Here is a 14963-nt window from a genome sequence, read left to right on the forward strand (position 1 = left end):
CTTAAATTAATTTGTGGTTATGGAAAGAGAAGCACTCGTGATCGGGATTAATCGCTATCCAACGCTGATAGAAAAATCTAGCGATCGCCCGCCGCATCTCAAAGCCCCAGCAACTGATGCCCAAGCCATAGCCCAAATCCTCGAAACTTATGGCAAATTCCATGTCGAGCGTTTACCAGCAGCTTATAATCTGGATGGGTCTTGCTTTGTTGATCCTCAGCAGCAGTTAACACTCAAAGACTTAGAAACAGCTATTGTCCAACTTTTCAACCCACCTGGACGCAGCATTCCTGATACAGCGTTGCTGTTTTTTGCGGGGCATGGTTTACGCAAAGATATCGGTGGAGTCACAGAAGGCTTTTTAGCTGCCAGCGATACTTGTCCTGTGATTGGACAGTGGGGACTTTCTCTAGACTGGTTACGCAAACTCTTACAATCTTCCCCAGTTCGTCAGCAAATTGTTTGGTTAGATTGTTGTTATAGCGGTGAGTTATTGAGTTTCCATGATGCCGATCCTGGCAGTTTTGAGGCAAAGGATAGATGTTTAATTACCGCTTCTCGTGGATTTGAAGTCGCTTATGAAGAACTGAGTGGCAATCATGGGATTTTGAGTGGCGCATTACTAGAAGCACTAAAACCTGAAAGTCATGCTGAAGGCTGGGTGACAAATTACTCGCTCGTTGATTTAATCAAGCAGCAGCTAAAAACTGCCCGTCAGCGTCCTATCTTTCATAACACTGGCGGAGAAATTATCCTCACAGGACAAAAAGAAAAAATTGACCGTGCTGTTTTAATGGCAGAGTTATGTCCTTACAAGGGTCTAGCAGCTTTTGATTTTAACCAGGACTTACGCAACTGTCACAAGCAATGGCACGGTGTAACCGCGCCGCGCGCCAAACAACTACACGATAAACATGGGAACAGCCGGACGTTTTAGTTGCTGAACTAAATAATTTGATAACAATCCATGCTTAATTTGATAGATTGTTTGACCAGTTTTATAAGCTAAATCTTTGAGTCTAAGCCAAACTAAAATAGCGCAGGCAATATGATTTCTTTGAATACGTCCTTTACGGCATTGACATGATTCAATGCCAGTCAATTGTTTTAATTCTCGGTGAAACTCTTCAACCTTCCATCGAACTTTACACACTTTTTGTACAACGTCCGTAGAATCTTGAGATATATCGTTTGTAGCGATAAAATCCGTTCTGTCGGTGGAGACAGTTACCCGGAATAGTTTCACTTTTTTAGCTTGAGGAAACTTTTTTATTTTAACTAGTTTACCTAATTCTAACTCCTTTTCATCCCAAAATAACAATTCAATTCTTTGATAATCTTTTTGACCTGACGTATCATCAACCAGTCGATTACGTTTCAGAGGACAATAATAATATTTACCTAACCCATCTATATATAACATCAATTTATTTGTGGCATACCAAGTGTCCATCAAGACAGCTTTAAATGGCAAAAACTTATTATACACAAGGTTTTGCAGCATCTCCATCACATGGTCTATCTTTGTTTTACCATCTCTATCTGGATCATAAATTCGATAGTCAACTACCCAAAACTTTCCGATTTCATGATTGACATATACACAATTTACTAGCCCAATTCCTTGAATTACACCATGCTCGTTGCCACTATACTGGCGTTTACTTGGCTCTATTTCCACAGCGTATCGTTTATCAATTACTGTGTCATCAAAAACCAAATACGCATTATCATTTATTTCTATTAAATCTTTGACATTATCCCAAAGAATCCGAGGTGTTAATTTTTCGTTATTTAAATAACGGTTGATTTTATCGTGACTGATCTGCTCTAAATGCTCCGCCAAATTTGTGAGAGTATAATTAATCTGACTACTTAACAAGTACTGGCAATAATTAAGTTTAGTAAATCTCATAAACCTATAGGATTGATTTTATGCATCCTCAGCTAATTTTCTCATAATTTGATGAATACTTAACACAGCCGATTACTGTTACTAATTTCATCAATTTCCTTTGGGTATGCCACTTTTATATAGTATTTATGTACTATATAAATGCGATGGCTACGCCCGCCGCAGGCATCGCACTGTGCCAGTTGCGTAAGTCCTGTTAACGAATCAGACCCCAAATATTTCTATGGACGCACCGTTTTAACTGATTCGCTTTTAGAGAATATCAGGCAAGGGAATTTTTTGGCGGTTGTCGGGGCTTCTGGAAGTGGTAAGTCTAGTGTAGTCAAGGCAGGTTTACTGCATCAACTGAAGTTAGGCAAAAGATTGGGAGGAAGTGACCAATGGGCGATCAAGATTTTTTGCCCTGGAGAGCATCCCCTCAAAAGTTTAGCTAGAGTATTTGCACATCACATAACTCCCCCCCAGGTTCAGGATGCCCAAACACAGACAGATAAACCGAAATCTGAATTAGAAAAGACAGAAGAATTACTCAACAAGGGTACAAGCGGATTAACCCAATTAGTTCAAGCCACATTGCAATCATTAGGGATACCGCATGAGCTAGAGCCTGATACAAACACTCTACCCTTACAAAATCAAGTTTCTCAGCGCCTTATCCTCGTAATCGACCAATTTGAAGAAGTTTTCACTCTCTGTCAAGATGAAAACGAGCGACAGGAGTTTTTTGAGTGTTTGTTAGGGGCATTAAATGGTTCTCTGTTGACCGTGGTAATGACGATGCGGGCAGATTTCTTTGGGAAATGTGCCGAACAGGAATATGCAGGATTAGCACAGAAAATTCAAGAAAATCTTGTCACTGTCACCCCAATGAATAAAAAGGAGTTGACAGAAGCCATTACCCAACCTGCCTATCAAGTCGGGCTAGAAGTGCAACGGGAACTAGTAGAACAAATGCTAGCCGATGTCGAAGGCCCTGGTAGTTTACCTTTGTTGCAATATACCCTAACAGAATTGTGGCGTAAGCGAGAGGTGAATCGCATAACTCTGGCAGAATATAGCAGACTTGGTGGAGTCAAAGGCACGCTACAAAAACGGGCAGATGAAGTTTATGATGCCCTCGACTCCAAAGAAGAACAACTGACTGCTAAACGGATATTCATAGAGTTAACCCAGTTGGGAGAAGGAACAGAAGATACGCGTAGACAGGTGTTTAAGACAGATTTAGTCAACCCCCAGCAATCGGCAGAAGTGGTGGAACAAGTGCTAATGAAGTTGACAGATGCCAGATTAGTCGTAACATCCCAACTGCAAGCACGGGGAGAGAGTCAAAAGACAGTGACAGTGGTGGATGTAGCCCATGAAGCACTGATTCGCCATTGGTCAAGACTGCGTGCTTGGGTAAGCGAAAACCGAGCCGCCATCCGCGTTGAGCGTAAGATTGAGGCAGCATCAGAGGAGTGGGAAAGTAAAAACAAGTCCAAAGATTATCTGTTTACAGGATCAAAATTGGCAGAGGCAGAGAATTACTTACAAGAGTATGGGGATCTCGGTTTGCTGTCGCATTTAGCATCGGAATTTGTGCAGAAAAGTATTCAGCAACGTAACACAAGTAAATGGGTTAGGTTTGGCGCAGTTGCTGCTTTTGTCGGCGTGGTAGCTATAGGAGCAGTGGCTTCTACAATTTTTGGATTAGAGTCTCGCAAACAAGCAACTATGGCCAATCTGCGAGAAAAAGCCACAAATATCAAATATTTACTGCCAATACAGACAGATAATGTGGAGTTATTAATTTCAGCAATTGGGGCAACTGGTGAAAGTAAGTCACAACTGGGGGAAGTTTTGAGTGAAGTTCAATCTAGTTTATTAGAAGCAATAGAAGCTGTGCATGAGCGCAATATTTTTTCCGGTCATACAGAACGTGTCAATGCGCTGGCGTTCAGTCCCGATGGTCAGTACATTGTCAGTGGAAGTACAGACAATACGCTACGGTTGTGGGATACAAAAGGCAAGTTGCTCCATACCCTCAACGGTCATACAGGACTTGTCACGGCGCTGGCGTTCAGTCCCAATAGCCAGTACATTGTCAGTGCCAGTTATGACGGTACGCTACGGATGTGGGATACAAAAGGCAAGTCGCTCCACACCCTCAAAGGTCATACCGATGCTGTCAATGCGCTGGCGTTCAGTCCCAATGGTCAGTACATTGTCAGTGGCAGTTCAGACAATACGCTACGGATGTGGGATACAAAAGGCAAGTCGCTCCACACCCTCAAAGGTCATACCGATGCTGTCAATGCGCTGGCGTTCAGTCCCAATGGTCAGTACATTGTCAGTGGCAGTTCAGACAATACGCTACGGGTGTGGGATACAAAAGGCAAGTTGCTCCACACCCTCAACGGTCATACAAGTCCTGTCACAGCGCTGGCGTTCAGTCCCGATGGTCAGTAGATTGTCAGTGGTAGTTCAGACAATACGCTACGGATGTGGGATACAAAAGGCAAGTTGCTCCACACCCTCAAAGGTCATACCGGTTTTGTCAATGCGCTGGTGTTCAGTCCCGATGGTCAGTACATTGTCAGTGGTAGTTCAGACAATACGCTACGGATGTGGGATACAAAAGGCAAGTTGCTCCACACCCTCAAAGGTCATACCGGTTTTGTCAATGCGCTGGTGTTCAGTCCCGATGGTCAGTACATTGTCAGTGGTAGTTCAGACAATACGCTACGGATGTGGGATACAAAAGGCAAGTTGCTCCACACCCTCAAAGGTCATACCGATGCTGTCACAGCGCTGGCGTTCAATCCCGATGGTCAGTACATTGCCAGTAGCAGTTCAGACAATACGCTACGGATGTGGGATACAAAAGGCAAGCTGCTCCACACCCTCAAAGGTCATACCGATGCTGTCACGGCGCTGGCGTTCAGTCCCGATGGTCAGTACATTGCCAGTAGCAGTTCAGACAATACGCTACGGGTGTGGGATACAAAAGGCAACTGGCTCCACACCCTCAAAGGTCATACCGATGCTGTCACGGCGCTGGCGTTCAGTCCCGATGGTCAGTACATTGCCAGTAGCAGTTCAGACAATACGCTACGGGTGTGGGATACAAAAGGCAACTGGCTCCACACCCTCGATGGCAGTAATGACAAAATGGACAAGACGGACAAGACGCTAGGGATGTGGGTAAAAGGCAAATGGCTCCAGGGTCATACAGAACGTGTCAATGCGCTGGCGTTCAGTCCCGATGGTAAATACATTGTCAGTGCTATTTCAGACAATACGCTACGGTTATGGGATACAAAAGGCAACTTGCTCCATACCCTCAAAGGTCATACAAATTATGTCACGGCACTGGCGTTCAGTCCCGATGGTCAGTACATTGTCAGTGGCAGTTATGACAATACGCTACGGTTGTGGGATACAAAAGGCAACTTGCTCCATACCTTCAAAGGTCATACAGGTGAAGTCACGGTGCTGGCATTCAGTCCCGATGGTCAGTACATTGTCAGTGGCAGTTATGACAATACGCTACGGTTGTGGGATACAAAAGGCAAGTTGCTCCACACCCTCAACGGCCATACAGGTGAAGTCAGGGCGCTGGCGTTCAGTCCCGATGGTCAGTACATTGTCAGTGGCAGTGATGACAACACGCTACGGTTGTGGGATACAAAAGGCCAGTTGCTTCACACCCTCAACGGTCATACAAATTATGTCAGGGTGCTGGCGTTCAGTCCTGATGGTCAGTATATTGTCAGTGGCAGTGATGACAACACGCTAAGGTTGTGGGATACAAAAGGCAAGTTGCTCCACACCCTCAACGGCCATACAGGTGAAGTCAGGGCGCTGGCGTTCAGTCCCGATGGTCAGTATATTGTCAGTGGCAGTGATGACAACACGCTACGGATGTGGCCTGGTAATTGGCAAGTTTGGCTAAAAGTGGGGTGCGATAACTTACACGAGCATCGTACACTTGTAGAAGCTAAAACTGACGAAGCAAAAGCCGCAGCGCAAACCTGTCTCGACCTTGGTAAGTGGAGCAACAGCGAAAAAGCTCAGTTTCTGCTTAATCAAGGTCAAGCCATAGCGAAGATAGATGGAGATATCAAAACTGCGGAAGCTAAGTTTAATCAAGCCCGAAAATTGGATTCTAACGTAGCTATCCCTAGCACAACAGAAGTCAGACAGTTAGCTGCCCCGGCTCTAGTCACTCAGGGAGAGAAGCTTGTTAAAGATGGTAAAGTCAAGGAAGCTCTTGCTGCCTACGCAGATGCACAAAAATTCGAGCCAAATTTGAAAATTACAGCTAATTCTTGGAATAATCTCTGCTGGGATGGCAGTTTGAGGGGATATGCCGCAGATGTCATGTTTGCCTGTGAAAAAGCGGTGGCACTTGAGCCTAAAGATACAAAAATTCGTCAAAGTCGGGGTATTGGTAGGGCGCTGACTAGGAATACTCAAGGGGCAATTGAAGACTTTGAGGCATATATCAAATCAACTAATGATGAGCAAGTAAAAGCACAAAGGCAAAATTGGGTTAATGCTCTGCGTGCTGGTAAAAATCCTTTCACTGAGGAAGAGAAGCAACGTCTATTAAACTGAAGTTCCCCCTAATACGGATCGGTTAACGTTTTAATATGTCTGAAGATCCCCCCAACCCCCCTTAAAAAGCTACCGTGTATACACAAGTCAAATTACCCCCCTTAATCCCCTTGCGATTAACTTAGTGCCATTCGACTCAAAATGTAGAACACGGTGAGTATTTCAAGCTCCCCATCCTGTAGAGGGATGAGATACTACGGTAATTTAAGATAAAGTCGTCGAAATAGTGTAAATGGAAGCAAGATCGATATCAACCTGCTTCACTCAATTGGCAATGACGAATATATAGTTTGCCGAAGCACTTAGATTACCATCAAACCATTGTGATAAAGCGGGTTGAAGCATAGAGAAAATTGTTATCGAACAAGACGTTTATTGTTTGAGGAAACCTCCTATGAAAGCGGATTACCTAATTGTAGGCAGTGGTTTATCAGCATTGGTCTTTGGTGCTTTGATGGCAAACTCCGGTAAGACCGTGCAAATACTCGAAGCTCATGAGCATCCGGGCGGCTTTGGTCACACATTTACGATGGCTAAAAAATACACGTTTAATGCCCAATTCCACTATGTTTGGGATTGCGGTGAAGGACAAACGGTTAATCGGGTACTCAAGAAATTAGGCTTGGATCGGGAAGTGACTTTTGAGCGGTATGACCCGGATGGTTTTGACCACATGCGAATGCCGGGGTATGCGTTAGATATTCCTTCGGAACCAGAGGAACTGATCCAGCGATTATCAAAGCTGTTTCCTGAATATAGCGTTGGCGGAGCCTCTCGATCAGAGAATCGCATTCGCCAATTTGTTAACGATGTAGAAAAAACGAGCGCAGGTTTGAAAAGACTTGCTCCTCCAGTTAAGCCAATTGAACTGCTCAAACATCCAGGTGAAGTGTTTTGTACTGTCCAATATCTCAACAGTACACTTCAGGATGTATTCGATAAATTTCAACTACCCCAAGCCGCCCAAACCCTATTAGCTCTGCAATGGCCTGATTTTTTGCTGCCTCCAAATCAACTCTCGTTTTATGCTTGGGTCGCTTTATTCAAGGGCTATCAAGCAGGTGCATTTTACCCAACCCAGCATTTTGAGCATGTAATTAATTCGTTAGTCAAAGTGATTGAATCAAATGGAGGGCAGGTATTGCTCAACCATGAAGTCACGAATTTTAGACTCACAGACAAAACGGTTACGGGCGTTGAGGCGATGGATTTAAACACCCATCAAACTCACGAATTTACAGGCGACACCGTGATTTGTAACATTGACCCCAAAAAAGCCGCCAAAATGATTGGTGAGTCACATTTTTCTAAAACCGTGCGCCGAAAACTCAACTATGAGTATTCTGCATCCAATTACATGGCTTATTGCGTCGTCAAAGACCTCGACCTGCGAGACTATGGATTTGGCAAGTGGAATGTTTTCCATACAGGTCATCAGGATTTGAATGAAGCCTTTGCTCAGATGTATGAACACAATGACTTTTCCAATCCCAGCTTTGCTATAACAACGCCCACTTTATTGACACAAGCAAGTCGGGATTGTCCAGAGGATTGCCAGATTGTCGAATTCCTTACCGTTGCTAATTACGACTACTTTAAGCAATTGCGACAGAGCGATTCCCGTCGGGACGGCAAAGCCGATCGCAAAGCCTACAACCAGAAAAAGCAAGAAATCTTCGATTCTATCCTCGATGTCGTGGAAAAAGAATATGTACCGAATTTTAGAAAGCATCTAGTCTTTCATATCACCGGCAGCCCCACCACCAATGAACGTTATTGCTGGTGTCCCAACGGGAATTCCTACGGTTCTAGTCTCACACCGCGCAACATGGGTTTGGGACGCTTGAATCACGAAACCTCACTCAACCATTTCTATTTTTGCAATGCTTCATCAGGCTATCCCGGTTTTGCTCCCACATTCTGGACTGGAGCATTGCTGTATCAGCGATTATCTGGTGACGTACTTTTAGGCAATAGCTAAACAGACAACTCGCACATATTATTCATATTCAACAACTGAGAGGTCAGTTATGAGAATTGCAGTTATCGGTGGTGGAGCCAGTGGTATGGCTACAGCTTACCTGCTTGATAAACAAGGGCATCATGTCACCGTGTTTGAACGGCAGCCGATGTTGGGGGGGCATATTCGGACACTCAATAAGAATGTGAAACCTAACCAATCTGATTGCAATGAAATGTTGGAAAGTGGAGTGCTAGAATTTCCTACCGTATTCCATAACTTTGTTGCTCTTATGCAAGAGCTAGGAGTGGAACTAGAACCCATCCGTGTCGGTTCAGCTTTATTCCCCAAAAATGGCAGTCCCTTTTTCTCGAAGGTCACGAATGAGAACAACTATACAGGCATCCAACGCCTGATTGAATATCTGCGGTTCGATACCATTCATACCCGTTCCCTTGGATTATGGTTAAAAACGCGATTTGCCCAGATGGAAGATTTTTACAATCAGCCACTGTCTCAATATGTAAACAACCAAAGTATAAGCAATACCTGGCTAAAGTTGCTGACGATGTATAGCTACTCAATGCCCTTTGAACTCATTGATAACTTTCCCGCAGAGATGGGAATTCCGATGTTACGCGACTACCTCGCGGTCAAATGGCTCAGGATTAAAGGCGGTGTATATTCCTATATTGAAAAAATTCTGGAGCGATTTAAAGGGGAAGTGTTGTTGAATGTGGAGATTGCTAATATTTCTAGAAGTGCAGATGGTGTGAAAATCCAGCGATCTGCCTCTGGTGGCAGCGCTTCTCTACGAGACGCTCCGCGAACGCTATCGCAGGGTGAGATCCAGGAGTTTGATAAAGTCGTGTTTGCCACGCCACCCGACCAAGTGATGGCTCTGTTAGCTGACCCAACCGAGGCTGAAATTAAACGCTTCTCAAATTGGAAAGCCAATTATGCAACCACTACAATTCATACTGATACTTCCATGTATGATCATCATCACATCCACCACCCCTCGGAATTTGATTTCTTCCAGACAGATACTCGATGGGGATATAACAGTTATTTGAATCAGCTTTGTGGCATCTCATCGCCACAGCATTATTTTTTATCGTTTCAACTAGAAAGGATGATTGATCCTGCTCACATTATTCACACTCAAGAACATCACACGCCGTTGTATACCACTGAATCTTTTAGATATCGAGACGAAGTAGTTGCCACCAATGGAGAAAATCATACTTACTATGCGGGAGCTTATCTAGGAGATGGATTGCATGAGGGAGCGATCGCGTCTGCCTTTCGAGTTGCTCAACTCATCGGTTCACCCTTAGCTGTCTCCATTTCTGGATTCAACGACGGAAACCCAGACACAGTAAATATAGCGACGGATACGGCAGGCATGGGAAAATATTTAACTCATCCCCGTTCCCATCGGTCTTGAGATTGTAATTCTAAACCAATACGCTTGGGTTAAGGGCCACTGGCAAAAATTTTGGGTTTTTGAGACGCGATAAATCGCCGTCTCTACAAGTGTTTTGGTTTTATCTGAACTGTATTGAGTTATGTGATATTGACTACTGCGATCGTTTCTATGGTTCAAAAAAGAACAAACTTATGGTTCTGTTGAATAATTTCATTCAATGCAGCCATATCAATTAAAAATGCGTCATGTCCGTGGGTTGACTTTAACCACGATAGTTGAGCATTAGGAATTAAATTTGCTAATTCTTGTTGTTCTACTGGTGGATAGAGAATATCAGAATCAATGGCGACAACTAGAGTTGGTTGCTGGATGCTCCCCAGAACAGATTCATAATCTGATAAATTAGGAGCTGTGCGATCGCGTGCAATATCGTGGTCATCCATTGCATGGGTGAGGGTAATATAAGTATTGGCATCAAATCGTTCTGTCAGCTTTTGACCTTGATGCTGTAAGTAACTGGCTATAGCAAACTTCTCAGATGGATCATACTGCCGTCCAAAGCGGGTTGTAAAACTATCCCAAGAACGGTAAGTAGACATCGCCATCATTCTCGCCACTGCTAGTCCTTGGTTTGGAGGTGCATCCAGGGTGTAGTTTCCTCTTTGCCAATTTGGATCGGCATAAATTGCCTGTCTTTGGGCTTCACTTAATCCAATACACCAAGCGGAATGTCTGCCAGAAACAGCGATAGGTGCAATACTTTTCACCTTGTCGGGATATAATAATGCCCACTCCAGTGATTGCATTCCACCGAGCGAACCACCAATTACAAACCGCAGAGATTGAACACCCAGATATTCTAGTAGTACAGCTTGTAGGCGAACCATATCTCGGATTGTAATTTTAGGGAAAGATACACCATAAGGCTTTCTAGTTGTTGGGTTGATAGTAGTTGGCCCTGTTGTACCGTAACAACTCCCCAAAATGTTGCTGCACACAATAAAATTGCGATCGGGATTGAAGGCTTTCCCTGAACCAAACAAAGGTTCCCACCAATCATCAGCATCAGCCGAACCAGTTAAGGCATGACAAATTAGTACCCCATTATCGCCTTGAGCATTTAACTCTCCCCAGCTGCGATAAGCAATCTGAACCCCAATTAATACTTCGCCGCTTTCAAGTTGAAATGGCACTGTAAGCTGGTAAAACTGGGTTTGTGGCGAGATGAAATCTGAGTAGTTCATATCTGATGGGGGGCAGGGGAGCAGGGGAAGCAGGGGAGGCAGGGGAGGCAGAGGGAGAGGAATCAATACTCAATGCCCAATGCCCAATGCCCAATTAAGAATTAAATCTTAACTTGCCGGAATGCCTGCTGAAAATCCTCTTTAATATCGTCAATATGTTCAATTCCTACTGATACGCGCACTAAATCGGGCGTTACACCTGCTGAAAGCTGTTCTTCATCACTTAGCTGTTGATGAGTTGTGGAAGCGGGATGAATCACGAGGGTTTTGGCATCACCAACATTTGCTAAATGACTTGCCAATTTCAGATGATTAATAAAAGCTTTACCTGCATCCAATCCACCTTTGATGCCAAAGTTTAAAACTCCCCCAAAGCCATGCCGGAGATATTTTTTCGCTCGTTCATGATAAGGATGATTAGGAAGTCCGGGATAATTAACCCATAATACTTGCTCTTGTTGCTCTAACCACCGAGCCAATTCTAAGGCATTGCTGACATGACGATCTACTCGTAAAGAAAGAGTCTCTAATCCTTGCAGTAAAAGAAAGGCGTTAAATGGACTCAAAGACGGGCCAAAATCCCGTAACCCCTCGACTCTAGCGCGGATAATAAAGGCGATGTTACCAAAGGAACCGCTAGGTCCAAACACTTCTTGAAAATTCAGCCCATGATAACCGGGTGCTGGCTCAGTAAATAGGGGAAACTTGCCGTTACCCCAGTCAAATTTACCCGAATCTACTATTACGCCACCAATGGAAGTACCATGCCCACCAATCCATTTAGTTGCAGATTCCACTACAATGTCTGCACCATGTTCAATGGGTCGAGCTAAATACCCACCAGCACCAAAGGTATTATCCACAATTAAAGGTATGCCATTTTCGTGGGCAATGTGAGCTAATGCGGCAAAGTCAGGAATGTTATATTGAGGATTGCCAATGGTTTCAACGTATAACGCTTTAGTGCGATCATCGATCGCCTGACGGAAACTTTCTGGATCGTCTCCCTCGACAAACTTGACGTTAATACCTAAACGTGGTAGTGATACTTTAAACTGGTTATATGTTCCTCCATACAAAAAACTAGTGGAAACGATATTATCCCCAGCCTGAGCGATCGTAGTGATTGCCAAGAATTGCGCCGCCTGACCACTAGCTGTTGCTAATGCTGCGACACCCCCTTCTAGTGCCGCAATCCGCTTTTCAAATACATCCGTCGTCGGGTTCATGATTCGGGTGTAAATGTTACCAAATTCCTGGAGAGCAAATAACCGCGCTCCGTGTTCGGTGTCGTCAAAAACGTAGGAAGTCGTTTGGTAAATTGGTACAGCACGGGCATTAGTTCCAGGAGCCGGCTCTTGTCCAGCATGAACTTGCAGAGTTTCAAAACGATATTGTTCAGACATCAGCTGTTATTTTGGTTTCGAATTATATAAATAAGTAATGTGCTATTTGAGCGTTGGGCTAGATTAATCAACGGTAATTCTTAAGGCTTACCGTATTTTACAGTTATTTTTAGTCAATTAAATCATAGTGTAAGGGCGCATAGTTGTGCGCCCCTATCGTTGATTTTTGGCTGATTAAGTTAAGTTAGGGAACCAACATTGAACGAGGATTAATCATCCCTGCCTCTTGAATCGTTGAAAAAGCAGTTTCCCCGATGATGCGATGAGCCGCAGCCGTTGGATGAATGCCATCCCAGAACAAAAACTGGTCTGGGTTACTACAGGTGCGATGCCTGCGGCTGGCATCGCCTACGCCAGATAGACATGGACTGATAACATTGGTAAAGTTAAAGGCTGCCGGATTTGCGTAGGCGTAGCCCGTCGTAGACATCGCAACGAAAAACCGATCAAATTACTTATGGTTGCATAAAGGCGATCGCCTGCTTGAAGAGTCGTAGGAAGTTTTCGCAAATCTGGAAAACTAATTGCTGCAATGCTTATGAAACTCAAGACGCGAGTTAAAAAATTGCATAAATGTTCAACCCGCCTCCGTTAAGTACTAGAAAATTACAATCGCTCTGTTATATATCTCGACTTAACGGGATTTTTATTGCTCAATTGCTTCACCCTTTTGGGTGAGTCAGATATCAACCGATCAGATGACCTGAATGAAGGAAGCTGAGATTAATAATAAAGAAGATTCTATTACTTAAGAACAGCGATCGCATTTTATCTAAGAATAACCTTATGAAACTCCTTACTTTAATAAATTCTGCACTTATTTTTGCTTCTATTACTCTTGTACCTGGAATCGCTGTCGCTCAAACAGCTACTAACAATAATACTGAAACAATTGCTATTAACTCTAATAACTTACCTGGTAATTCTATTTCTGTGAATTACCTCCAACCTTTCAATCTAGTTACTTTTGCGTATCAGGGAGGTTTGAAGCAGCACGGTATTCCTAGTGGAGAGATGCTAGTATTTGAAACTCAGAAGAGAAATATTATTGCAAACGATTTGGTGAAAGCTGCTGTTAATGCAGATAAATTACCATCAAAAGCTTTAAATGACCAAAATTATCTAAGTGCTGTTAATTCACAACTCAACGCATTGCCTGATTATGCTGCTGCGGATTGATTGGTTTTTCTTATATTTTTTCTAAAGCCAAATTTGTGAGTATACTATACTCGTGTGCTTCTTACCAAATATAAATAAAAGCATTTTATACACAGCGATCGCTGGTGTATAAAACAAAGTTACATATTGAAGAACAATTCCTAGATTTTGACAGAACTTGTACTTATAAGTTCTGTTATTGTGTGTTGAAGGCACAGAAAATTGTATAATCAACAACCTATCAAGCAAAAATTTCGTTTTCTATAGAGAATGACAGAAGTAATTAGAACAGGGAGCCTAAATAACATCGAGTCCATTGAGTTTGAAAAGCGGTGCTTGCACAAAGCCAGAGAAATAGGCGATCGCAACAGTGAAGTCATTTGTTTAGCAAGTTTGGGCAATGCTTATCAGTCCATTGGAGAATACCACCTGGCAATTGAGTTTTATCAGCAGTGGTTGGATATAGCGAAAGAAATAGGTGATCGCTTCGGAGAAGCCAAATCTTTGTCTGGATTGGGTAACGCTTACCAATCACTGGGGAAATACCAGCGAGCAATCGAATTTTATCACCAGTGGTTGAGTATCACCAGGAAAATAGGCGATCGCACTGGAGAAGCCATTTGTCTAGGAAGTTTGGGCAATACTTATGAATACCTAGGCAAGTACGACCAAGCGATTGAGTTTTATCACCAGTGGTTGAGTATTACCAGGAAAACAGGCGATCGCACTGGAGAAGCCATTTGTCTAGGAAGTTTGGGCAATACTTATGAATCATTAGGGCAGTACCAACTGGCAATTGAGCTTTACCACCAATGGTTAGAAGTGACAAGATTAATTAGTGATCGCAATGGGGAGGGCATGGCCTTAAGTGGATTGGGAAGTGCTTATAATGCTCTGGGACAATACCAAAGAGCGGTTGAGTTTCATCAATATTCATTAGAGATTAGAAGGAATCTTGATGACCAAAATGCAGAAGCAAACTCCTGGTTTAATTTGGGTTTAGTGTTAGAAAAAATCAATCGCGAATCAGAAGCAATGAATGCCTTTTGCAATGCTCGCGGGATTTATCACGCAATGGGAATTGATGCAAGCCTGCAAGATTGTAACCATGCGATTGAGCTTCTTTCTCAAAATGTCTCAACCATAGCATCTCGCTTCTGGTTTGGGAGATGGTTCAGTCATTTATCCCAGTTCATCAAAACTGATTCTAACCAATAATATCTTCTACCACTGATTCAGATAATATAAG

11 protein-coding genes are annotated in these 14963 nt (G+C 43.4%); 7 read left to right on the forward strand and 4 right to left on the reverse strand.

Annotated features, from left to right (window positions below):
• Positions 1-19 precede the first annotated feature (19 nt).
• Positions 20-937, forward strand: coding sequence for a caspase domain-containing protein (locus ACFFRD_RS14775; protein WP_392482128.1), 918 nt, complete (start codon positions 20-22; stop codon positions 935-937).
• Here the strand turns inward: ACFFRD_RS14775 and ACFFRD_RS14780 are convergent.
• Positions 902-1915: a transposase gene (locus ACFFRD_RS14780; RefSeq protein ID WP_392481284.1), complete on the reverse strand. Its 1014-nt coding sequence runs from the start codon at positions 1913-1915 to the stop codon at positions 902-904. The two genes, ACFFRD_RS14775 and ACFFRD_RS14780, sit on opposite strands and share 36 nt — an antisense overlap.
• A gap of 141 nt (positions 1916-2056) precedes the next feature.
• Here ACFFRD_RS14780 and ACFFRD_RS14785 point away from each other — a divergent pair, with 141 nt between their 5' ends.
• The 4 genes from ACFFRD_RS14785 (at position 2057) to ACFFRD_RS14800 (ending at position 9924) form a co-directional block, all read left to right on the forward strand.
• The gene (locus tag ACFFRD_RS14785) at positions 2057-4363 is read left to right on the forward strand and encodes a hypothetical protein (RefSeq protein ID WP_392482129.1); all 2307 of its coding nucleotides are present in this window, start codon (positions 2057-2059) and stop codon (positions 4361-4363) included.
• 33 nt (positions 4364-4396) lie between these two features.
• Positions 4397-6514 (forward strand): hypothetical protein, encoded by a 2118-nt coding sequence (locus ACFFRD_RS14790; RefSeq protein ID WP_392482131.1) that lies wholly within the window; start codon positions 4397-4399, stop codon positions 6512-6514.
• A gap of 394 nt (positions 6515-6908) precedes the next feature.
• On the forward strand, positions 6909-8495 hold the full coding sequence (locus ACFFRD_RS14795) for a phytoene desaturase family protein (RefSeq protein ID WP_392482132.1): 1587 nt from the start codon (positions 6909-6911) through the stop codon (positions 8493-8495).
• A 49-nt stretch (positions 8496-8544) separates the two neighbouring features.
• Complete coding sequence (locus ACFFRD_RS14800; RefSeq protein ID WP_392482133.1) at positions 8545-9924, forward strand: FAD-dependent oxidoreductase; 1380 nt, start codon at positions 8545-8547, stop codon at positions 9922-9924.
• Positions 9925-10079: 155 nt separating this feature from the next.
• Here ACFFRD_RS14800 and metX read toward each other — a convergent pair whose 3' ends face one another.
• The 3 genes from metX to ACFFRD_RS14815 all read right to left on the reverse strand — a co-directional run bounded on the left by metX (position 10080) and on the right by ACFFRD_RS14815 (position 12986).
• Positions 10080-11150: a homoserine O-acetyltransferase gene (metX, locus tag ACFFRD_RS14805; RefSeq protein ID WP_392482134.1), complete on the reverse strand. Its 1071-nt coding sequence runs from the start codon at positions 11148-11150 to the stop codon at positions 10080-10082.
• Positions 11151-11251: 101 nt separating this feature from the next.
• Positions 11252-12556: an O-acetylhomoserine aminocarboxypropyltransferase/cysteine synthase family protein gene (locus ACFFRD_RS14810; RefSeq protein WP_392482135.1), complete on the reverse strand. Its 1305-nt coding sequence runs from the start codon at positions 12554-12556 to the stop codon at positions 11252-11254.
• Positions 12557-12740: 184 nt separating this feature from the next.
• Complete coding sequence (locus tag ACFFRD_RS14815) at positions 12741-12986, reverse strand: hypothetical protein (protein ID WP_392482136.1); 246 nt, start codon at positions 12984-12986, stop codon at positions 12741-12743.
• A gap of 356 nt (positions 12987-13342) precedes the next feature.
• Here ACFFRD_RS14815 and ACFFRD_RS14820 point away from each other — a divergent pair, with 356 nt between their 5' ends.
• Both ACFFRD_RS14820 and ACFFRD_RS14825 read left to right on the forward strand, forming a co-directional pair.
• Positions 13343-13735, forward strand: coding sequence for a hypothetical protein (locus ACFFRD_RS14820; protein WP_392482137.1), 393 nt, complete (start codon positions 13343-13345; stop codon positions 13733-13735).
• A 249-nt stretch (positions 13736-13984) separates the two neighbouring features.
• Entirely contained in the window at positions 13985-14932 is a 948-nt protein-coding gene (locus ACFFRD_RS14825) for a tetratricopeptide repeat protein (RefSeq protein WP_190961364.1), read from the forward strand.
• The last annotated feature ends 31 nt before the right edge of the window (positions 14933-14963 follow it).

It is taken from the genome of Nostoc sp. C110 (assembly GCF_043099725.1).
GTDB lineage: Bacteria > Cyanobacteriota > Cyanobacteriia > Cyanobacteriales > Nostocaceae > Nostoc > Nostoc muscorum_A.

Bases quoted from the DNA above. Each gene is read 5' to 3' on its own strand.
- ACFFRD_RS14815 (WP_392482136.1), bottom strand. From the start codon at position 12,986: ATGTCTACGACGGGCTACGCCTACGCAAATCCGGCAGCCTTTAACTTT.
- ACFFRD_RS14810 (WP_392482135.1), bottom strand. From the start codon at position 12,556: ATGTCTGAACAATATCGTTTTGAAACTCTGCAAGTTCATGCTGGACAA.
- ACFFRD_RS14795 (WP_392482132.1), top strand. From the start codon at position 6,909: ATGAAAGCGGATTACCTAATTGTAGGCAGTGGTTTATCAGCATTGGTC.
- ACFFRD_RS14775 (WP_392482128.1), top strand. From the start codon at position 20: ATGGAAAGAGAAGCACTCGTGATCGGGATTAATCGCTATCCAACGCTG.
- metX (WP_392482134.1), bottom strand. From the start codon at position 11,150: ATGAACTACTCAGATTTCATCTCGCCACAAACCCAGTTTTACCAGCTT.
- ACFFRD_RS14800 (WP_392482133.1), top strand. From the start codon at position 8,545: ATGAGAATTGCAGTTATCGGTGGTGGAGCCAGTGGTATGGCTACAGCT.
- ACFFRD_RS14780 (WP_392481284.1), bottom strand. From the start codon at position 1,915: ATGAGATTTACTAAACTTAATTATTGCCAGTACTTGTTAAGTAGTCAG.
- ACFFRD_RS14785 (WP_392482129.1), top strand. From the start codon at position 2,057: ATGCGATGGCTACGCCCGCCGCAGGCATCGCACTGTGCCAGTTGCGTA.
- ACFFRD_RS14790 (WP_392482131.1), top strand. From the start codon at position 4,397: ATGTGGGATACAAAAGGCAAGTTGCTCCACACCCTCAAAGGTCATACC.
- ACFFRD_RS14820 (WP_392482137.1), top strand. From the start codon at position 13,343: ATGAAACTCCTTACTTTAATAAATTCTGCACTTATTTTTGCTTCTATT.
- ACFFRD_RS14825 (WP_190961364.1), top strand. From the start codon at position 13,985: ATGACAGAAGTAATTAGAACAGGGAGCCTAAATAACATCGAGTCCATT.